Annotated in this window: 19 protein-coding genes and 2 pseudogenes; 10 read left to right on the top strand and 11 right to left on the bottom strand. The window is 60.5% G+C overall.

Annotated elements, in window-relative coordinates; translation table 11 throughout:
• Nucleotides 1-67: 67 nt before the first annotated feature.
• Nucleotides 68-412, top strand: coding sequence for a sunset domain-containing protein (locus HB778_RS31560; RefSeq protein WP_244661697.1), 345 nt, complete (start codon nt 68-70; stop codon nt 410-412).
• Between the two features lie 250 nt (nt 413-662).
• Here HB778_RS31560 and HB778_RS31555 read toward each other — a convergent pair whose 3' ends face one another.
• A complete protein-coding gene (locus tag HB778_RS31555; protein WP_183459610.1) occupies nt 663-1070 on the bottom strand; it encodes a hypothetical protein in 408 nt (135 codons plus the stop codon).
• Nucleotides 1071-1223: 153 nt separating this feature from the next.
• Between HB778_RS31555 and HB778_RS31550 the strand changes: the two genes are divergently transcribed.
• Entirely contained in the window at nt 1224-1454 is a 231-nt protein-coding gene (locus tag HB778_RS31550; RefSeq protein WP_244661696.1) for an aminotransferase class V-fold PLP-dependent enzyme, read from the top strand.
• Nucleotides 1455-1619: 165 nt separating this feature from the next.
• Here HB778_RS31550 and HB778_RS41865 read toward each other — a convergent pair.
• Nucleotides 1620-1763 (bottom strand): annotated as a pseudogene (locus tag HB778_RS41865) (site-specific integrase); the annotation flags it as partial.
• A gap of 761 nt (nt 1764-2524) precedes the next feature.
• Here HB778_RS41865 and tnpA point away from each other — a divergent pair.
• From tnpA to tnpC, 3 genes are read left to right on the top strand one after another with little or no spacing between them, the layout of a single operon-like run.
• Entirely contained in the window at nt 2525-2974 is a 450-nt protein-coding gene (tnpA, locus tag HB778_RS31545; protein WP_183455045.1) for an IS66-like element accessory protein TnpA, read from the top strand.
• Nucleotides 2955-3308, top strand: coding sequence for an IS66 family insertion sequence element accessory protein TnpB (tnpB, locus tag HB778_RS31540; protein WP_183454978.1), 354 nt, complete (start codon nt 2955-2957; stop codon nt 3306-3308). The genes tnpA and tnpB overlap by 20 nt, the downstream gene beginning before the upstream one ends.
• Before the next feature lie 54 nt (nt 3309-3362).
• Nucleotides 3363-4934, top strand: coding sequence for an IS66 family transposase (tnpC, locus tag HB778_RS31535; RefSeq protein ID WP_183454979.1), 1572 nt, complete (start codon nt 3363-3365; stop codon nt 4932-4934).
• Nucleotides 4935-5079: 145 nt separating this feature from the next.
• On the opposite strand, the pseudogene HB778_RS31530 reads toward tnpC, so the two are convergent.
• Nucleotides 5080-5501 (bottom strand): annotated as a pseudogene (locus HB778_RS31530) (CBS domain-containing protein).
• An 899-nt stretch (nt 5502-6400) separates the two neighbouring features.
• Nucleotides 6401-6622, bottom strand: a complete 222-nt coding sequence (locus tag HB778_RS31525; protein ID WP_183459608.1) for a hypothetical protein — start codon at nt 6620-6622, stop codon at nt 6401-6403.
• A 359-nt stretch (nt 6623-6981) separates the two neighbouring features.
• On the opposite strand from HB778_RS31525, the gene HB778_RS31520 reads away from it, so the two are divergent.
• Nucleotides 6982-7287 carry a hypothetical protein gene (locus HB778_RS31520; RefSeq protein WP_183459606.1) on the top strand — a complete coding sequence of 102 codons (306 nt, stop codon included), beginning with the start codon at nt 6982-6984 and terminating at the stop codon, nt 7285-7287.
• A gap of 6 nt (nt 7288-7293) precedes the next feature.
• Here HB778_RS31520 and HB778_RS31515 read toward each other — a convergent pair whose 3' ends face one another.
• Complete coding sequence (locus HB778_RS31515; protein ID WP_348524645.1) at nt 7294-7566, bottom strand: hypothetical protein; 273 nt, start codon at nt 7564-7566, stop codon at nt 7294-7296.
• A 153-nt stretch (nt 7567-7719) separates the two neighbouring features.
• Here HB778_RS31515 and HB778_RS31510 point away from each other — a divergent pair, with 153 nt between their 5' ends.
• Complete coding sequence (locus tag HB778_RS31510) at nt 7720-9801, top strand: sensor histidine kinase (RefSeq protein WP_183459604.1); 2082 nt, start codon at nt 7720-7722, stop codon at nt 9799-9801.
• Nucleotides 9802-9946: 145 nt separating this feature from the next.
• Here HB778_RS31510 and HB778_RS31505 read toward each other — a convergent pair whose 3' ends face one another.
• On the bottom strand, nt 9947-10339 hold the full coding sequence (locus tag HB778_RS31505; RefSeq protein ID WP_432421214.1) for an XRE family transcriptional regulator: 393 nt from the start codon (nt 10337-10339) through the stop codon (nt 9947-9949).
• Between the two features lie 230 nt (nt 10340-10569).
• Between HB778_RS31505 and HB778_RS41860 the strand changes: the two genes are divergently transcribed.
• The gene (locus tag HB778_RS41860) at nt 10570-10980 is read left to right on the top strand and encodes a hypothetical protein (RefSeq protein ID WP_244661695.1); all 411 of its coding nucleotides are present in this window, start codon (nt 10570-10572) and stop codon (nt 10978-10980) included.
• A gap of 1 nt (nt 10981) precedes the next feature.
• On the top strand, nt 10982-11551 hold the full coding sequence (locus tag HB778_RS31495; RefSeq protein ID WP_183459602.1) for a type II toxin-antitoxin system VapC family toxin: 570 nt from the start codon (nt 10982-10984) through the stop codon (nt 11549-11551).
• A gap of 101 nt (nt 11552-11652) precedes the next feature.
• On the opposite strand, the gene HB778_RS43540 is transcribed toward HB778_RS31495, so the two are convergent.
• Nucleotides 11653-11778, bottom strand: a complete 126-nt coding sequence (locus HB778_RS43540; protein WP_432421278.1) for a DUF1127 domain-containing protein — start codon at nt 11776-11778, stop codon at nt 11653-11655.
• 159 nt (nt 11779-11937) lie between these two features.
• Between HB778_RS43540 and HB778_RS31485 the strand changes: the two genes are divergently transcribed.
• A complete protein-coding gene (locus HB778_RS31485; RefSeq protein ID WP_244661694.1) occupies nt 11938-12891 on the top strand; it encodes a transcriptional regulator GcvA in 954 nt (317 codons plus the stop codon).
• A 401-nt stretch (nt 12892-13292) separates the two neighbouring features.
• On the opposite strand, the gene HB778_RS31480 is transcribed toward HB778_RS31485, so the two are convergent.
• The 4 genes from HB778_RS31480 to HB778_RS31465 all read right to left on the bottom strand — a co-directional run bounded on the left by HB778_RS31480 (nt 13293) and on the right by HB778_RS31465 (nt 19693).
• Nucleotides 13293-15461 carry a tetratricopeptide repeat protein gene (locus HB778_RS31480; RefSeq protein ID WP_244661693.1) on the bottom strand — a complete coding sequence of 723 codons (2169 nt, stop codon included), beginning with the start codon at nt 15459-15461 and terminating at the stop codon, nt 13293-13295.
• A 26-nt stretch (nt 15462-15487) separates the two neighbouring features.
• On the bottom strand, nt 15488-16849 hold the full coding sequence (locus tag HB778_RS31475; protein ID WP_183459598.1) for an HlyD family type I secretion periplasmic adaptor subunit: 1362 nt from the start codon (nt 16847-16849) through the stop codon (nt 15488-15490).
• Between the two features lie 86 nt (nt 16850-16935).
• Nucleotides 16936-19230 (bottom strand): peptidase domain-containing ABC transporter, encoded by a 2295-nt coding sequence (locus HB778_RS31470; protein ID WP_244661692.1) that lies wholly within the window; start codon nt 19228-19230, stop codon nt 16936-16938.
• Nucleotides 19231-19513: 283 nt separating this feature from the next.
• Nucleotides 19514-19693, bottom strand: a complete 180-nt coding sequence (locus HB778_RS31465) for a hypothetical protein (RefSeq protein WP_183465329.1) — start codon at nt 19691-19693, stop codon at nt 19514-19516.
• Nucleotides 19694-19725 lie beyond the last annotated feature (32 nt).

Here is a 19725-nt window from a genome sequence, read left to right as displayed (position 1 = left end):
CGGTGAACTAGCCGCATCTGGACTCCAAACGGCAAGAGGTCGCATTCTGCCCTGGGGGAAGAGGGGCGTGGACAAGCACCCCTACGACAATCGCTCTGGACAGTGGCGCAAGGGTACCGCCGGCAAACGCCGTCGTCGTTCTGGCAACCCGTCGTGGTGGGTGTCCATCTTTGCGGGCGGCGCATTCCTGGCCGGCTTGCTGACCCTTGAAATCGGCCCACCTCTCGTAGGCTGCAACGTCAAGGGCAATATCAGCTACAACACAGGCGAGCGCATCTACCATGTTCCCCGGCAATACTACTGGCAGACACGTATAAGCCTTTGGAAGGGGGAGCGGTGGTTTTGCTCTGAAGCGGCCGCCCGCAAAGCTGGCTGGCGGAAATCGAGACCGGCCTTTTTATTGAGCATATGAGCCCAGTACGAAGACGCGCTCGCCCAGTGCTACGACGCTGAGCTGAAGATCCACATGCAACGCCAGTTGCGAAGCGTCTCTTCGCTCAACTGTCCGCGATAGTGAGCGATGACGTCTTAAAGAGTGAGGTAGTTCGAGTCAGACACGGGGCGCTATTGCGTTGATGGAGTTCTTGATCGGCGACCGCCCTTGGCTACCAAGCGCAACGAACGCCGGCGGAAGAAAGAGGCGGCTTAAGGAAGTGACTTGGCTAGATCAACCGATGCCGCTCCTTAGATTCGTTTGCCCGTCGCCTCGTGCCATTGGTGTCAGTGGTTTTAGCTCGATGCGCCGCGTCGCTTTGAGCCCGATCTGTGTTCTTCTTCCTTCCGCTAGCGCCGCCTTCATTCTCCCATCGCTCGATCGCCCTCCGTTCGAGCGCCTTACGCGTCTTAAGCACGTCGAACTCGATGCCGACGCCAGCCGATAGAGCTTCGCTCGCGATGGCGTCGGCAAGATCGGCGTCGGAGATTTCCAGTTCAGGAAAGATCTGTCTTATTGCTGCTAGGGCTTCCGAGAGAGCAAATGATTTCGGGTCTCTTTGGACCTCGTTGAGGAAGGCGCTAATTGCGGCGCGCACTTCAGGCTGAATTCGGTGGGTCGGGTCCGCGCTATTCATGGCGATTCTCCCTGGCAATCGTCTTAACGGTGCATACACGTTGAGGGTTCCCTCACGCGCGCGGGCAGCAGTATCCGCGGGTATGAGTGGTTGGCCGCATTCACCGTGGCATTTATTCGCCTAGTTCTCCGGCTATTCGCGCAGGACGAGCTGATGACGATGTGGAAGATTGGGCGCGATGTCGGCAATATGTACCATTGGAACGGCCGGCTTCTGCCGGTCGAGGATCTGTGCGCCCTGGCACGCGAACATGACATCATCACCGTGGTCGACGGAGCGCAGACCTTCGCCCAGATGCCGCTCAGCTTCCGAAAGCTCGACTGCGACATCTTCGTGACGAGCTTGCATAAATGGCTCGGCGCGCCGGTGGCAACGGCATGTTAGTTGTCAGGGAAGGAAGAAAAAGGAATTGACCTGCGGGCTGTCGCGCGTGTTCTGTAAAAAGGTTGGATCGGATGCAACATCGCGTCCAAGATATTTTAATCCTCTTCGAGCCGACCACCAGGGAAAGCTGGGGCGCTAATGGCAAGCAAAGATGGGCAAAATCAGAGTGACCCGCGTTGGCATAGGCTTTAGGACCAAGACAAGACGGCCGGTGCCGTGTCCTTCGCCATCGACGAGGCTTAGCTGTTTTCCGGTTTGCTCCACCTGCTTCAATGCCCGGCGAATTTCTCCATCAGTAAGGCTAGGCACAGGGCTCTCCTGTCGGCTCTCAAGTGGGGTCGTCAGACGGGTAAGCAGGGGTCGGCGACCGGGATCACAAGGGCTGCAGTCCCCCTTAAAACAGGCCCCAGCCTGCCACAATATCCGGGAGTTCGACAAGTAAAAAATGTCGATGATTCAATGTGTAACAGCGTGATCCTACGTGATAGAAATAGGATGAGTGGGATGGTTGTGCACCAGGATTATTGTGCTGTTTTGCTTCGAGACGAATTCTCCATTCAGATGGCCACGATCAGCGAATGTCGGTATCGGTGGTTGCGCCTCCCCGCAACCAGTTTCGTCATAATACCCTAGCCGTCCCGGTCTAACCGGGGCGGTTTTTGCGGCAACTCGATTTGGGCGAACTGCTCGCCGCCTCAACCTGGGCCAGGCGACCAGTCGCAGCCGCATCGCTGGCATTTCGTGGATCACCCAGCTTTTCGCCACGCTGCTTCCGGGCTGCCAGTTCGGCCCGAATCCGTTCGGAAATTTTCCGGCGCTCCTTCCTAGTTAGCCAGTGCGGTGTAGAGGTGTAGCATCAAGGGTCGGCGTCGGCCCCGAGTTCTGCGACGATGAACGACACGCTGGGCCATCAAGTCGGCAGTAACGCGACGTCGCGCGCGAGGCGGTCGAGCTTGGCCACGAGGACCGGACATTTCTGCCGGTTGAGGGAAAGCGCGAATTTCTCTGCACCTTTTTCCATTGAGCGTGTTTTGGCATGAAGTGTCCACTTTGGAGGTGGACACCACGTGATTGAGGACGATGAACAGAAACTGCTGGTGAGGCGAATTTTGCGTAACGGCCGCCGGCGGTACGACGCGGCGTCAAAAGAGCGGCTCGTTGCGGCCTGCCTTGAGCCTGGCGTGTCGGTATCGGGACTTGCGCTTGAACATGGGATCAATGCCAACCTTCTTAGGAAGTGGATAAAGACGACCAAAGACGCCGTTGCTTTGCCGCCACCTGCGCCGTCGGCGTTCATTCCAGTTCAAGTCAGCGCCGCGGAGTACAGCCTGCCTATGCAGGGCAATTCGGTAGAGAGGCCTGCCACGCGTGGTGAAGAGCGGCTGTCGAAGTCGTCGCCACTCCCAGCCAAGGTGAGCGCGTCTTTGCCGAACGGCGTGAAGTTGACGCTGGAATGCGGTGATGTGGATGCATTGACGGCGATCATCGGAGCACTGGGTCATGTTCAGACTGGGCGCTGACCTGACAGTCTACCTGCATCGCGAACCGATCGACTTCCGCGCCGGCATCAACAGCCTTGCGGTCCTGGTTCAGGAGGTGATGGAGCTCGACCCGTTTGCGCCTGCGGTCTTTGCCTTTTGCAATCGCCGTCGCGACCGGATGAAACTCTTGTTCTTTGACCGGTCCGGCTTCGTGCTGGTTCTAAAGCGGCTGACCGAGGACAAGTTCCGGTGGCCGCGCCGGGAGACGGCGGTGGTTACGCTGACGACCGAGCAGCTCCATTGGATTCTCGACGGCATCGACATCGACGCAATGGTGCGCCATCCGGTGCGGCAATATCAGGTTGCGGGCTGACGGCTCCCGAATTGTGCGGTTGACGCGTCGGTGCGGTTCAGATTCAAAACTACGATGAATCGACCTGGCGAACCGACTGTTGAGGAGTTGATGGCGCGCATTGCTGCGCTGCAGGCGCAGAACCGCCAGCTCGCAGAACGCGTGGCCAAGCTCGAGGAAGAGTTGGCGCTAGCGCGGCTGCATCGTTTTGCGCCGAAGAGCGAAAAGCACGTTGATCGCCTCTTCAATGAAGCCGAACAGATTGCCGATGAAGACGACGCCGGCAGCGAAGATGGCAATGTCGTCGACCTGCCGGACACCGGCTTTCCGTCCACCGAAAAGCCGGAGGGAAAGAAGCGTGGCCGCAAGCCTCTGCCGGAACACCTGCCGCGCGAGCGCGTCGAGTATGACCTTGCCGACGGTCAGAAGGCCTGTCCTTGCTGCCGCCACCAGATGCATCGCATGGGTGAGGCCGTCACCGAGCAGCTCCATATCGAGGTGAAGGCGAAGGTCCTGCAGAATGTGCGGTTCAAGTATGCATGCCGCCATTGCGACCGGACCGGCATCAATACGCCTGTTGTCATTGCCCCGATGCCCGCGCAGCCCTTGCCGGGCAGCATCGCCACGGCCTCGACGCTGGCCTTTGCGCTCGTCCACAAATATGTCGATGGCACGCCGCTCTACCGTCTGGCCCAGGCCTTCGAGCGTGCCGGCGTTCCCGTCAGCCGCGGCGCTCTGGGCCATTGGGTGATCGGATCGAGCGAGAGGCATCTCTCCCGCATCTATGATGCCCTGAAGCTACGGCTTCGGTCACAACCGCTCATCCATGGTGACGAGACGACGGTCCAGGTCCTGAAGGAAAAGGACAGGGAAGCCACCAGCACATCCTTCATGTGGGCGTATCGGAGTGGAGAGGACAGCGACGAACCGATCGTGCTGCTCGACTATCAGCCCGGCCGCGGCCAGATCTATCCGCAGGCCTTCCTCGGTGATTACCGCGGCATCCTGATGAGCGATGGCTATACCGCCTGGCGCACGCTGGCAGGAGCGACCCATCTGGGGTGCATGGCCCATTCCAGACGTCGCTTCGTCGATGCACTGAAGACCAGAAAGAAAGGCGGCGGCCCGCCGGAGCAGGCGCTGAAGTTCTTCGAAAAGCTCTACCGGATTGAAAGCCAGACGCGCAACGAAAAGCCGGACAAGGGCGAAACGCGACATCAATGCATCCGCCGTTTCCGCCAGCAACACAGCGTCCCCATCATGAACGCTCTCAAGGCATGGCTCGACGACATAGCCCCGAAGGTCCTGCCCGACAGCAAGATCGGCGACGCCGTGTCCTACACCCTGAACCAGTGGGAGTACCTGACGCGCTACACCGAAGACGGCAGGATGCCGATCGACAACAACCTGCTTGAGCGCGACATCAGGATTTTTGCCACTGGAAGAAAGAGTTGGCTGTTCAGCGACACTGTGGACGGAGCCAGGGCCAGTGCCGTCGTCTACAGCCTCATGCTGACATGCCGAGCATGCGGCATCGAGCCCTTGGCCTATTTGCGCCACGTCCTCACGGAATTGCCGCAGCGCGCGGACAATGCCGACATCACCGATCTCTTGCCATTCAACTTCGCCAAAACCGCCGCTACTTGATCCGATGCAACTGGCCGACAACGACCCCGGTCAAACGGGCCGCGTCAACGCGCATGGAAATGAGCGCTTACGGTTGAGGTCTTCGATCGAGAGCATGGGCAAAGCCCGACGGATATCGACTATCCGTCAAGACCGTAGCCGCCCTTCAGTGGTGATGGGCGGATACGGTCTTGACGTATTCGGACATAAGTTCCCTCGGCGCCGACTGGCCGACGTCGCCGACGCTGAGGATGCCGACCATCCGCATACTCTTGTTGATCACCGGCAACCTACGGATTTTCAGTTCCTCCATGTGCCGCATGGCCTTGGCCAGATCGTCGTCTTCGCGGCAGCAGTGAATGCCGGTCGTCATGACATCGCGCGCCGTCGCGGTGCGGCTGTCGAAACCGTCCTCCGCCAGTCCTTTGCAGACAATGTCGCGGTCGGTCACCATTCCGATCAGCCGGTCGTCTCTCCGATGGGAATCGAACCGATATCCTCGGCTCGCATCAATTTCGCCAGTTCGGTGACAGCGGTTTCGGGGCTGACCCAGTCGACACCCTTGTGCATTGCGTCTCTGACTTTCATGGCGGACCTCCCTTTCTGAGGTTGGTGCATGCCCCTCTGTCTCATCTTACCGCGGACTGGATTTTCTGGAAACACCAAGAGGCTCTCCGACCCAGAACCGGTGGAGCATCGACGAGTACGTTGAGTGCGTACCGATCGCCTTTCTCTTCGAACGGTCCAGCCGCTATTTTCTTCGGCACCCTCCGGCTCCATGCTTCGGGGTTAGAAAGACCCATATCCAAAGGCGGGCGGGCCTACCTCTCCCGGAAGGCGCGTAAAATGCGTCGGGTCCGCTGTCGACGGCTCCAAAAGCGCGAACGTTGCGCAGGCTGGACACTTCCGGGAGACAGCGGACTCAAACCAAGGCCAAGAGGGGCAAGGCCCTTTATGATCCCTAGGCGGGGACCATGGAAATAACGGCGGGCGGGTACAAACGTTCCGTCGGCTGAAAGATATATCCGGCCGCTTGCGACGTCATCTTCTCGTCGATCAGTGTTTGGAACGTTGCCAGAGCCGCACCAGGCGGGGACTAGCGTTTTCGGGTTAGGAAACGGGCCTCTCGCATAAGCGAACGCCAATCGTACCCCAACAAGGCGATAAGCTCGCGGGCCTGCTCTTCGGTGATATGCGCCTCCCTAACCAAGCGCCGAACAACAGAGTTGTCAGGCACACTGGGTGTTCTGTCCTGTTCGTCGGCCATTTGCAGAATCCATCTAACGGTGGCAACGCGACCATCCGGGAAGGGTTCCGTCGCTAATTTAAATGACTCGCCATGCTTCTGGTGCGCGAGTTGACCGACTGCATAGAGCCTCACCAGCGCGCGTTTCCGCCGGCCGCTCCTCCTGCGCCGCCGAAGCGCCTTTGCGCGTCCTGGCGCCCGCCTGTGTTCTAGCTAGGAATACGATGCAAGCCGGCGCCCCTTAATTGTGGTTGTCCAACAAGAGGGCAAGCTTTCTGGCTGCGGCGCTTTCTACAATCAGTTCCTCCAAACCGCTGTCGCCGGCGCGCGATTTGTTGACGCGACGCCTGATTACACGGAGCGCTTCAGATATCGAAACTGCGGTGGTCTTCGCGTGATCATCCAGATATCGGCCCACTTCAATCACGGCATCTGCATCGATGTCGAATGGCAATTCTCGCATGGCACACCCTCCCGTGGCACCCGAACCTTGCTTCCCGAATTTATCGCACTGAAATGACCGAGACCACTATACAACTGCCAGCTGAAACACAGCATCATCAATAAGAAGGAAGCCCTGATGGCAGGGCGCGACACCGGCCGCTACGTCGGCTCGGCCTTTGTCACGCTGAACCGGGAAATGCGCGAACGGCTGTGGATGCAAGTCCAGGAGCATTCAGGGCCGGCGCCAAAGGGCATGAAGCTGCCGGCGACCCACTGCGTAGGTACGGACCGTCTCCGACACCCAAGTCCCCCTTGCCGGCGCCATCGAGATCAGGAATATAATCCTTCGTTGCGGCGACCCCTTCAATGGAGTTCGCCATGTCCAAGACCCTAGCCGACACCCTGGCCGCCCGCAAAACCGTCTATGTCAATTGCCGGCACCCGATGTGCTGCAAGTCGACCAAGCTCGATATCCAGGCGCTGATCGACAAGCTCGGGCCTGACCATGGTTCCATGCATTGGGACCTGGTGGGGCTATTCGGCTGCGCATCATGCAAGACCGCCGGCCGCGACCGCCGGCCCGCCTTCTTCACCGTCATTCCCGATTACGAGGGCCAGCAACGGGAGCGCAACCGCGACTGGAAGCCGACTTTCGATCGAAGGCAGGGGCCGATGGAACATTAGCGACTTCTAAAAGTTTCTCGCTTGCGGCAGGCGATACTCACCCCATTGCTGCCGTAGATCGGAATACGCACCACCTGAAAGGCGGCCGTCAATCGGGCCCGGCGAGAAGCGGGCGCGATCCAAAAGAATCTGCGCCTTCAGAACGGCCGGATTGACGCCCTTCGGTTCGCCGACGGCGAATTGGGCCTGATTGACCGCGGTCAGGTCCAGCTTGGCCGCTTCCGCCCCGCCGCATGCGAGGGCGAACGCCGCGGCGACGACAAGAAGGAGCCTGATCATCGATGTCACTCCCTGGACTGCAACGGGACCCAGCTTTTATGACGCGGCACAGCGGATCTGGTTCCCTTCGCTGGCAGCCGCATCGTCAACAGTCACCGGCGCCGTTGCAACGGTTCGCATCAACTAACCCTTGCTGTTCCCCGGCGTGCGATTATGGTTGGCGAGTTTTCTGGGGCGGCAGGGGAAATAGATTTGCCTCGTCGATCAGCTCGATCGCACCTGCTTGGTCTGATCGCCGCCGCGGTGATACCCGTCTGGCTCTTCGCGGCCTATCTGCTGGTCCAATATGCGCTGCATGAGCGATCCCGCTTCGAGCAGGATGCACTGCAGACCGCCCGGCAGGTTTCGCTCGTAGTCGAGGGCGAACTAGCCAATCTCCAAACGACTCTCAACGGCCTGTCGAAATCGGCTGCTCTCGCTAGTGGCGATCTGGAGGCCTTTCGCGGCGAGGCGCTCAACCTGGTCGAAGGGACGGACCGGATCATTGTCCTGCGCGATTTAGGGCGCAATCAACTGTTGAATACAGAGATCGGGTACGGTGCGGATCTGCCGCCGGTCGAACCGATGTCGGCGGCGGATCGGGAGAAACTCAGAGCGTCTGGCATTTTTGTCAGCGATGTCTTCGCCAGCAAGGATTCCAAAACCTACCGCATCGCCGTTGTCACAAAGGTGCCGGCTCCGACGGGCGAAGACCTGGTCCTTTCGATTTCTGTCCCTACCGCGCGCATTCGCGATGTGATGATGCCTGCTGTGCCTGAGGGGTGGACGGTGGGTATTGGAGATCGCGACGGAAATTACGTGGCACGTTCCAGGTCGCATGAGGAGATGACCGGCAAGCCCGGATTGCCAGAATATCTTGAAAAAATCGTTGGCCGCTCCGGCAGCTTCACATCCCGCAACTACGAAGGCACCACGCTGCTGGCAGGCTACTACCGATCGTCATATTCCGATTGGTTTTATACCGCAAACATGCCGCTTTCGGAGGTGCAGGCGCCGCTGTGGCGCTCCCTCGCGGCAATTTGCGGGATAGGCCTCCTAGCGCTTCTTGTGTCAATCGCCCTCGGGTACGTCGTTGGAAAGCGCTTCACTGGAGCGACCGCCGACCTTGCCGCTCGCGCTGAGGCGCTGGGCCACGGCCGTACCGTTGAACCGATGTCAACCTCGGTTACCGAGTTCGCTGCTATCGCGCAGGCCCTGGTTGACGCAGAGCGTGCCATCACCGAACGCCGGTATGAGTTGGAAGCGGTGCTGGAGACGGTACCAGCGGCGGTTTGGTTTACCTATGACCCGAAAGCGCTTCAGGTGATCCGCAATCGCTTCGCGGCCGAACTCATGGGTTTGCCGACGGACGTCCGTAAATCCTTTGGGACGCCCGATCTGGTGATCGACACCATCGCAGTCAAGGACGGCCACACGGTAAGCCGTGAAGACCGACCTCTAAGCCGGGCAATGCGCGGAGAGCTGACCGACAACGAAGAGTTCGCCTACACCCTTCCATCAGGCGTGGAGCGCTTCCTGCTGTCGAGCGCGCGTCCGATCCGCAGCCCAAGCGGTAACATTATTGGCGCCGTGCAAATCAGCCTGGACATCACTGACCGTAAACGCGGCGAAGAGCACCGCAAATTGCTGGTCAATGAACTGAATCACCGCGTCAAGAACACGCTTGCGGTGGTCCAATCCATCGCAAGCCAGACGATCCGCAACGCTACGACGTTGCCCGAAGCAGGACGGACCCTGTCCAGCCGGCTCATCTCGCTGGCAAAGGCGCACGACATCCTTACGCAGCAGAACTGGAGCGGTGCCGATCTCAATGATCTGATCACAGCGTCGATCAAGCCGCATGCACCGACCGAGCGCTTTCAAATCAGCGGCAACAAGGTCTGGCTTCCGCCAAACGTCGCCCTTTCATTTGCTCTCGCGCTTCATGAACTTACGACAAACGCAATCAAATATGGGGCGCTGTCGAATGCAAAGGGCAGGGTTTCGATATCCTGGAGGCTTGTTGGTCAAAAACAGCAACGCCGACTTGAACTCGAATGGCGAGAGACGGGCGGCCCAACCGTCGGCCCTATCGAGCGCAAGGGGTTTGGCACGCTGCTTCTGGAGCGCATATTCGCCTCCGACTCGGCAGGCCAAATCGTCCTGACGTTCGAACGGTCAGGACTGACTTGCGATTTTCGGGTGAATCTGTCTGGATTGAATGGCGCTCAAGTGGCAGCCATGGTTTCTGCTTAAGGTCGAGCTGGTTATTTCGCGCGTATGGTTACGGCGGAACTCTTGAGGAAGACTTAGGCACTGGACGTGCGATGGGAGGTTGGGCCTTCCTGGTCGTCCTCCAATGGCAGACCAGCGCTAATCGGGAGGAGCAGTGAGGGACCGGTCATTCCCCCGCATACATGACGGCCAAGGCTGGCGCGCACGGTCTCACAAAGGGGCTGCGAGGTGGCTGCCTTGTGTGCCGCCGGGCGACGATCGGCGTCGATGACGCATCGGCGGTTGTGGCGACGTCGCCGAGGCTCTGAAGCCTGAGGGCAGGGCGGGCCGGCAGTTTGACGGTCAGTTCCAATTGTCCGCCGATCGCCTCGACGTAGTTGCGCAGGGTCGAAAGATACATGTCGGCCTGCTTCTCGATCTTCGACACCGATGGCTGTTTGATGTTCAGGGCGGAGGCGATGTCAGCCTGAGTGTGAATCAGCAACGAAGGTTGACCCTCATGCAATTGCTGCGTAATCCATTGATTTACATATACGAAATGGAAATTGAGCGGGGTCACGATCGGCGCCGATGATTACCCCCACCCGGATTGCGAATTTTCTGCAAATTCATGCACTTGGTGCATTTGGGCGGGGGCAACCTTCGGTGCTGATTCACAGGCGACGTCGATGCTCTCCAAAATCACGACATTCCGCGACTGGCTGCCGCAATTCGGTGGGTCCTTGAAAATTGCCGTGGCCGTGTTATGTTTGACGAAATCGCGAAATGTCAGACATTGGAGGCTGCGTCATGGCGAAGGCAGCGAGGAAGAAACACACGGGTGGTGGCGCGGAACGGCGAGGCAGATTTGCCATTCAGAAGCGCGCCGGTATGATCGAAATGACGACGAAGGCCGGCGAGCCACTTCCGAAGATTAGTCGGGCAACAAAGACCGGCAAGTCTGTCGCGATCAGCAGAACCCGTTTTGAGGCCGTCATGAAGGCGGCGGAACATTCTGGTCTGCTGGGTGAGAAGAGCACGCGGATCGGTGGTCGTATCAGTCCGGCGCTGATCGAAAAAGCCAAGAAGCAAACCGGGATCGAGACTGACACCGACTTGATCGAATTCGCCCTCGCCAATGTCGCACTCGATGACAATTTCGGACAGACATTCAGAAAGACGAGAGGAACCGTAGATCCGTCTCTTAAGCTAGGGTTCTGAATTGACGGACTTCGACTTCGCCGGGTCTGTCCGCTGGGCACGATTCGATCCTCGGAAGACGCTATCTCGTCGTAAAGATGACGAACTACCCTTCCTCGGTTATGCCGCCGAGGCGGGGCAAGAACTCATGCTCGATACCTGTGTCTATATTGACGGTTTGCAGGGACGCGCCCCGGATGTGGTCGCCGACCTGCTCGATCTCAGGCTCAGCAACCATTCGACGGTTGCCATCCAGGAACTCATGCACACCGTTGGTGTGCTAGACCCGAAGCATTCCGGCACAAAGATGGCAATCAAACAGATTGGCACTACCATTGGCGACATGCACCCGCATCGCGTGTTCGCACCCGATCCGGATGTGCTTGGAAAAGCCGCGCTACTCTCAGGCATCCTGTGTCGCCTTCAGGGTTACCAGAAAGATGCTCGGCTCCGCGCCCTTCAGGATTGTGTTTTGTTCCTGCAGGCGCAGAAGCTAGGGTTCACGATACTCACAGGGAACATCGGCGACTTCGATTATCTTCTTCAGCTGATCCCGGCTGGACGGGCGCTGTTTTATCGCCAAGCAGGATAGTTACTCCTGGCATGTCATTGTTCACACCGAGGGCGCAGCGTTATGCATGGCGCCAAGCAGCACGGGTCTTGGGCGAATGGGCACATCACCTGACGAGAATGTCAGCGCGTAGGTCTTTTCTTGCACTGCACCATACACAGACCCAAGTCTGCCAATTGATGGTTTTCGAGTTCGGCCAGTTGTTCTCGTTGGCGATGGAGTTCGATCCAGCGCGCCACCGATGCCATCGAGCGAACTACACTTTCCATCACGCGATGGGCACTTCCAGGTGACGATGAACGCCTCGGCGTCTCAATCAGCAGGGGGTTCAACATTTCTCATCCTTCCGCAGTGCTCTGGTTGACGTGTGCTGCGGAAATGCTCCAATCTGTCCACGGGCGCAAAGCATGGTTTCTCGTGCTTGGCCCAATTTTTCTCATGACATGGGTGCGAAATTGGCCCGCCGACTGCCATCACTCAACGCCCTCAAAGCCTTCGAGGCGGCGGCGCGCCACGAGAGCTTCACCAGGGCGGCGGACGAACTTTCCGTGACGCAGGGCGCGGTGAGCCATCAGGTGAAGGCGCTCGAGCTCCAATTGGGCATCAGGCTGTTCGATCGCGAACGTCAAAAGCTGAGCATCACACGGGCTGGCCTTTCCTACCTGGAGGTGGTGCGCGATGCCTTCGACCGTATCGCCCTCGGCACGGAACGCATCCAGCATCTATCTAGGGCCGGAGCGCTAACGGTCAGCACGTCGCCCGACTTTGCCGCCAAGTGGTTGGTAAACCGCCTTGGCAGGTTTGCAGAGACGCATCCGGACATCGATCTTAGGATTTCCGCAACCATGCATCACGTCGACTTCGCAAGAGAGGACGTCGATCTTGCCGTGCGGCATGGCGATGGCAACTGGGCGGGGCATGATGTTGTCCGCCTGTGCTCCGAGCAACTGTTCGCGGTATGCAGTCCCAAACTTCACCAGCGGATGCGCGAGCCGTCCGATGTGCTGAAATTTCCGTTGCTGCATCTTGATGACCGAAAGGACTGGTCGGAATGGCTCGAGGCCGCTGGCGTGGTCCATGCCGAACGCTCCCACGGACCGGTCTTGAACCGCGCCAGCATGGTCATAGACGCCGCTATCGACGGCCAGGGCGTCGCACTCGCCCGCACCACGCTTGCGGCTTGGGACCTCATCAACGGCCGCCTCGTAAGACCGTTCGCCACGGCTCTGCGATTGTCCAAGACCTACTGGATCGTCTGCCCCAAGGCGACGTCGATGCTCCCCAAAATCACGACATTCCGCGACTGGCTGTTGGCCGAGGCCGCCGATGATGTGCGCCGCCTCGACACGCTCGGTCCATAGGTCCAGCGTCTTTCAGATCGCGATGTCCCGTAGGGGGGTATTCAAAGGCGGGGAGGGCGGTCCTGTGCCTGTGCCTTGTCTCCTATTCCGGCCCAGTCGACAATCTAGCTTCAAGCATTGTGCTGCGTCGCTGGCTACTCCGGGGTAGCCCTAGACCAACCGCTTTCGTGTGCACTATGTGTGCAATGAGAACTAAGATATAGCCGGGTGGCCTTCCGTTGCGGCGGAATAATCGTAAATTGGGCTACGTTTGGGCGGGTGTGTCAGGGCCAAATTGCTCAGTCGTTCCAACCGGGTATTGGACGGACTTGAGCAGAAAAAAAGTAATGAAATGAATAAGATAGATCGACATCTTGCTCTTGCGCCCATGATGGATGGGGCAGATACTTAAATATAATCAGCTAGTTACGAGATGTCGTGTGCAAATATCGCACACGAAGGTTCTGCTTCTCTTCTTTTTTCGTTCCCACGACGGAGCCGCCGAAAGCCCTTTTCGCAGGCTCTTCTGCCGACGATATTGACCTCTCCAATGCGGACGTTCGCCGGGATATCCGTGCCTTGCGACTCCAGCCGAATTGAGCGCGCTTATGAAGGAAGTTGGGATGTGTGGATCCGCCGTGGTGCAAACTTACTGAACCACTCAATCTGGGACCTGTGACTGTTGCGGCCCCAGAACATATGCCAGGCTCGACAAGGAATAATACGGCGCTTGGGTGCCGGGCCTTTGATTCCCGCGTCAAATGAGCATATGGCTCATGGCGTAGCCAGTCGGTCAGCGGATTTCGAATGGTCCCCCAGCCTTCTTGGCGCTGCTTCACTCCAACGGCCACAGCAGCACTAGTTGGACCCGCCCGCGGCCCCAATTCGTCGGCGGCTTCACTGATCCCGTGCGCAGCCGCGCGTTCGAGCCACAGGCGAGCGGCAATCGGGTCGCGCTCCCCGGCGAGGCCTTTCAAGAGATAACGTCCGAGCATGAATTGGGCTTGGCTATGCCCACGTCCGGCAGCGGCAGCGTACCATTTCTGCGCCGTTGTCTGGTCGACCGGCAGGCCGTGGCCGGCTCCGTACAGCGCGCCAATCGCAAACATCGCCCCGGCGTGACCGTCGGCGGCGGCCTGCTCAAACATCTGCATTGCAGCCTCAGGCTCGGGCATGCCGCCGCGCCCATTGAGTAGCATCTCGGCAAGCGCCACGCGTGCGTCGAGCACGCCGGCGTCGGCCGCCCGCGCAAACCACACGCGGGCCTGAGTTGGGTCGGCCGCCACGCCGCGTCCATCCTGGAGGAGGCGGGCGTACATGTATTGCGCCTCGGCGACGCCTTCGGCCGCGCGCCGCAGCCAGTGTGCCGCTTGCTCCTCGTCCTGGCGGACGCCGACGCCCTTGGTGAAGCAGAGCCCAAGGTTGAATGCCGCGATCAGGTCGCCCGATGATGCGGCCGCCTCGAACCATCCGGCAACGCTTGCACCGTCGCCCGGCTCGCCGGCCCCTCCGAGGACAAGATTGGCGAGGTCTGTCTGTGCCTGCTGATTGCCGCCGTTTGCGGAAGAGCGCAGCCAGCGTGCTCCTTCCTCGACATCCTCCGCCACACCATTTCCCGTCAAATAGAGCGAGGCCAAAGCGCGGGCAGCGGCTTGGTGGCCTGCTTCGGCTGCCCGCCGATACCAGTTTGCGGCTTCTGCAAAATCCGGCCGCTGCGTCTTCGCATAGCGATCGCCCAGCATATAGGCTGCTTCGATATTGCCGGCCAAAGCAGCACGCCGCATCCACGCCTCCCCGGCAGCGACATCTTGGCCGACGAGTGCACCGTCAATCAGTGCCAATCCCAACCGGAACTGGGCGGAGGGCAGGCCCTTCTCTGCCGCAGCCTGATACAGTTGAGCGGCTGCTGCGATGTCGCGTGCTACGCCGAGCCCGTGCTCGGTAAGGACCGCAAGAAGATAGGTCGCGGTCGGCAGGCCTGCGTCGGCCGCACGCCTTACCTCTTCCGCAATCCGAACTCTGTTTTCGCGTTTGCCACGGCGGGCCAGCGACAGGGCAAAGCCAAGGCACCCTTCGGCGCAGCCGGCAGAAGCCGACTTCTCGTACCACCGGTGTGCGGCATCGGCATCGCGCATCGATGCGGGGCCGCTCGTAAGGATATAACCGAGGATCGCCTGTCCCGTGGCCGAGCCTGCCTCGGCCGCCTTGCTGGCAAAGTCGAGAGCAGCGGTGAAGTCTGGTTTTCCCGGGGAATCAGGTTTGAACAAGTGCTCCGAGGGTCCCCTGCCGTCGGCTTCCGCCGTCACCAGCCCGGTGACGTAGAGAGCGGCGAGGAGCGCCTGCGCATCCGCGCTCCCGTGGTTGGCTGCCCGCAGCAGCCATCGCGCGCCTTCCATACGGCTCGGTGGCACACCGGCGCCTTCCAGATAGCAACGCGCGACCCGGTACTCGGCGTCGACGATCCCCGCGCGCGCCGCCTTGGCCATAAGCGGAAAGGCTTCAGCTGCCTTGCCGCTGTCCGCAAGCTGGATCGCCCGACGCAACATCGCCGACGGGAAGGCCAGACCAGTCAGCCGATCCAGGATTGTCATCGATCCGAGCCTCTGATTCGTCCAGTCTAAGGCTCCCGCATCGCCTCCTGGCCGACCGGGAGCATGACGCCGAGAATGTACTTGAGTATCGTGCGCCGGCCTACCTTTACGTCGGCGGTCACCGGCATGCCGGGGCTGACGGCGAAACCGGCGGGCACGCCGTGGAGGGCGACCTGGTCGATGGAGATCCGCGTGCGATAGAATGGCTCGGCGTCGGAAGGTAGCATGGCCAAGGAACTGTTCGGATCGCGCGCTTGCTCCTGTGCCGAGAAGGAATCTGGGCTGAGTGCCCGCACAGTTCCATGGGCAAGGCCGTACTGCGAATAAGGGAAGGTGTCGAACTTGATGATCACCGGGTCGCCGACATGCACAAAACCGCTGCTCCTGCCAACGATGTTTGTCTCGATCTCGAGCGGCGCGTCGGCCGGCACCAGCGTGATAAAGCGCTCCCCTGACTGCATGACCGAGCCCACAGAGACTTTTGCTACCGATTGGACAATGGCGTCTGACTGGCTCTTCAACTCGACCAACTGGTTTCGAAGCTTTGCCTTGTTAAGAAGTTCGCGGGCGTCGGAGATCCGCGTGCTTGCCTCCGACAGGCTCTGCGAGACTTCAGCGCGCCAGCCCTGAATGTAGCCGTCGCGCTCGGCGGCCACCGCTGCCTGTTGGCGTTTGGCGGCTTCCGCGGTCTGCTCGGCGTTGCCGAGCGCCCGGGACATTTCCGCACGGTTGTCCTCGGCCAGGAGCGTGTTGAGGCGGCTTCCTACCTGCCTTGCCTCGAGCTGCCTGCGCATCTGTTCGATCGAGTCGGCGACCGTCAGCCGCTGGCGGTAGCCGTCGGCATCGGATTGCGATCGCGAAATCACCGAGCTGAGTTCGTCACGCTGGCGTTCGAAATTCTCCACCTTGGCATCGTAGACCGCCTTGCGGTGCTCGAATATCGACACCTGCAGGGTCCAACTAGGGTCGAGGCCGTCATAGGTGAACGCCTGGCCGTTGGCCTCCGCCTTCAACCGCGCCACCTCGGCTTCAAGCGTCGAGACCTGCATCGCCAGTGCCGCCTGGTCGGCTGAGGAAAAGGTCGCATCGAGGCGGGCAAGCAGTTGGCCGGCCTGGACGCGCTGTCCTTCCCGCACCTCGATCGAGCGGACAATCGCTGTCTCAAGCGGTTGCACGACGATGTTGGGAGATTGCGAGACCACCAGTCCTCTGGTCGTCACCACCTGATCGACCGGTATCAGTCCCGCCAGGGCGATCAGTGCGATGACCAGGCTGAAAACGATCCAGACGATGCCGCGCGCCGCCCGCGGAATAGGCGCATTGGCGACGGCCGTCGACGGCCACTGGAACTCGAGTATGGCCGGCGTCGTCGGATCTCTCGTTTCCATCCGGTGCCACCGAGCGGGAAGGGCGGTGAGAGAGGTGCTACTCATGGGTTACCGGACCTGATGCGAATATGAGGCGCGCGACATGATCAAACCAACCGCGGCGGGACGGCGACCGGGCGGCCGTGGCGGCCGTCGAGATGCCGGTTCTGCTGCGACCACAACTGGCGATAGAGCGCACATCGTTCGAGCAAGGTCGCATGCGGCGCGACGTCGAGGACCTTACCCTGATCCATGACGAGGATGTTGTCGCACTCGGTCAGCGAGGCTAGCCGGTGCGAAACGATGATCATCGTGCGCCCGCTGGCGATGCGCATGAGGTTGGCGCTGACAACCGCCTCGCTCTCCGGGTCGAGTGCGCTGGTCGCTTCGTCGAGGATGAGAATGGTCGGATCGTGGATGAGCGCGCGCGCGATCGCCAGCCGCTGCTTCTGACCGCCTGACAGATTGGGCGAACCTTCCTCGATGTAGGTGTCGTAGCCATTCGGCATCCGCTCGATGAATTCCTGGGCGCCGGCGAGGTGCGCGGCGCGCATGGCGTCGGAAAGCGTCAGGCCCGGGCGCCCGGCGATGATGTTGTCGCGGATCGATCCGCGGAACAGAAAGTTGTCCTGCAGCACCACGCCAAGCCCCTGGCGCAAATGGCGCAGGTTGATTTCCTTGAGGTCGACGCCATCAAGCTTAAGGAAACCACTGTAGTCGCGGTTGATCCCTTGCAGGAGGCGGGCGACTGTCGATTTTCCCGACCCGCTGCGCCCAACGATGCCAAACATGCTGCCGGCGGGAATATGGAAGCTGACCCGGTCGAGCGCCGGTGTCTTGGTGGCGATATAGCTAAAGGTCAGGTCGCTGAACACGACCTCGCCGACCAGCCTGGGTCTCAGGCCGGTGGAATTCGAACTGCTCTCCAGCGGCCGGTTGAGGACCGACGCTGCCTCGCCGATCGCCGCACCGACCTCCTCGTAGTCTTCAACCAGCCGGGCCAGGCCAACCAGCGGCTGCGCTACACGCTGGGCGATCATCATGAAGGCGAACAAGCCGCCGACCATGTAGCCGGTGCGGTCGTTCATCGCGAGATAGGCGCCAATCAGCATGGTGCCGAGCACCATCACACGTTCGATCGGCGTGACCAGGGTCTGCGGCCAGCTTGCCAGCTGTCCGAAGGCAAGACGCGCCTTTCCCGCTTCCGCCACCCGCTCGTCCCAGAGCGCCTTGCGCTGCGGCTCGAGACCGAGCGCCTTCACCGTCTTGATGCCGACGACTGTTTCGCCGAGCGCCGCCGACTTCCAGGTCTCGGCGTCGACCACCCGCTGGTATCTGCGGCGCAGTGGCCTGAGGAAGGCGAGGATGATCAGCAGGATCACCACCGCGCAGGCCAGCACGATCCAGGCGAGGGCGGTGTTGATGTAGAACATGACCGGTACCAGCACGCACAGCGTGATCATATCCAGGAACGTGCTAAGGAGTTTTCCTGTCAGGAACTCGCGGATGCGATAGACCTGGGCGAGGTGATACATCGTCTCGCCGGCCGGATGCCGTTCGAAATAGTCGAGCGGCAGGCGTAACAGCCGGCTGAAGACGTGCAGCTGCAACTTGGTGTCCAGACGGGCGCCGACGACATTGATGATCAGCCGCCGTGCATGGCCAAGCAGTGTCTCATAGGCGAAAACCACGGCGATCACCGCCGACAACAACACCAGCGTCGAGATGCTGTTGAACTGCAGCACCTTGTTGACCACCGTCATGACGATGAGCGGCGGCAGGATGGTAAGGACACTCAGCGTGAACGAGGCGATGGTGATATCGCGCAGGGCGTGACTTTCGAGCCGCACCAGTTCGGCGAGCCAGCGAAGGGTGAAGGGCGCGTCCGCCGCGACATAGGATCGTGTGGCGCGCAGCAGCAGTGCCTCGCCCGTCCACACCTGCGACAGCCGCAACTCATCGATGGCGACGGCTTCACCATCTTCGGGTGCATCCGCACTTTTCAGGAAGACGACGTTTCGCTCGGCGCTCGCCCCGGTGAGGAGAGCCGCGCCGCCATCGTTGAACAACAGGACGACAGGTCCGGCGTCCTGGAAGCGCAAGAGGTGGGACCAGCGGATGCGCACGGCGCGCGACCACATGCCGGCGTCCTGTGCCCACTGCGACAGATCGGCGGCGGCGGGAACCGCGCTCGCGGCCCTGAATTCGTTCGGGTCGAGCTCGACACCGTGATAGCGGGCTGCGCGCAGCATCGCCTTCAGGCGGGGCCCGATCTTGTCGAATTCGGCGGGACCGCCAGGGATCCGAGCCACAGTGCTCTCGCCGCCCGCCGCCTCGCCTTGCGCGGGACCAGCGTCGATCGGGACCGCTTGGATTTCGGCGTTCACGGGGATGTTCACCATGGACTTGTCTTCCGGCACGCAAGCGAACTCGACAATTCCCAGGCCGAAGTGCCTCTGCCGAGGGTTTCGATCATGCCGCCATCGTACTCCGAATTGATCGGCCCCGCGACTCTTCTGCCAATCCGTGTCCCGGGATGTTTAACGCGCGAACTTCGCGCTCCCGCGACGTTCGCGCGGTTCCCTTCGGTGATCTCTTGCGAGGGCGCGCGGGGTCCGCTTTCCAGCGAAACCCGCGCGCCCCTTGTCAAACCTGGACCGGTTATCGTCCAGGTCCATTTACGGCTCATTCGTGCGGCTTCAAGAGATCCTTCAGGGACGTCTTGACGGTGTGGTCGTTGCTGGCGTAGCCGGCGCCAGCCTTGGTCTGATCCGAGGTGAGATCCGTGCTCGCTCCGGAAGGCTTGTTCTGGTTGTTGCCAGATCCGGTGATTGTCTTGAGGACGTTCAGCAGGTCTGTCGTCACCGAAGTGGCCGCAAGGCCGACCAGTTGGCCGA

Source organism: Mesorhizobium huakuii, from assembly GCF_014189455.1.
GTDB lineage: Bacteria > Pseudomonadota > Alphaproteobacteria > Rhizobiales > Rhizobiaceae > Mesorhizobium > Mesorhizobium huakuii_A.
Note: the sequence above shows the minus strand (reverse complement) of the source record. Positions and strands in the feature narration are given on the sequence as shown.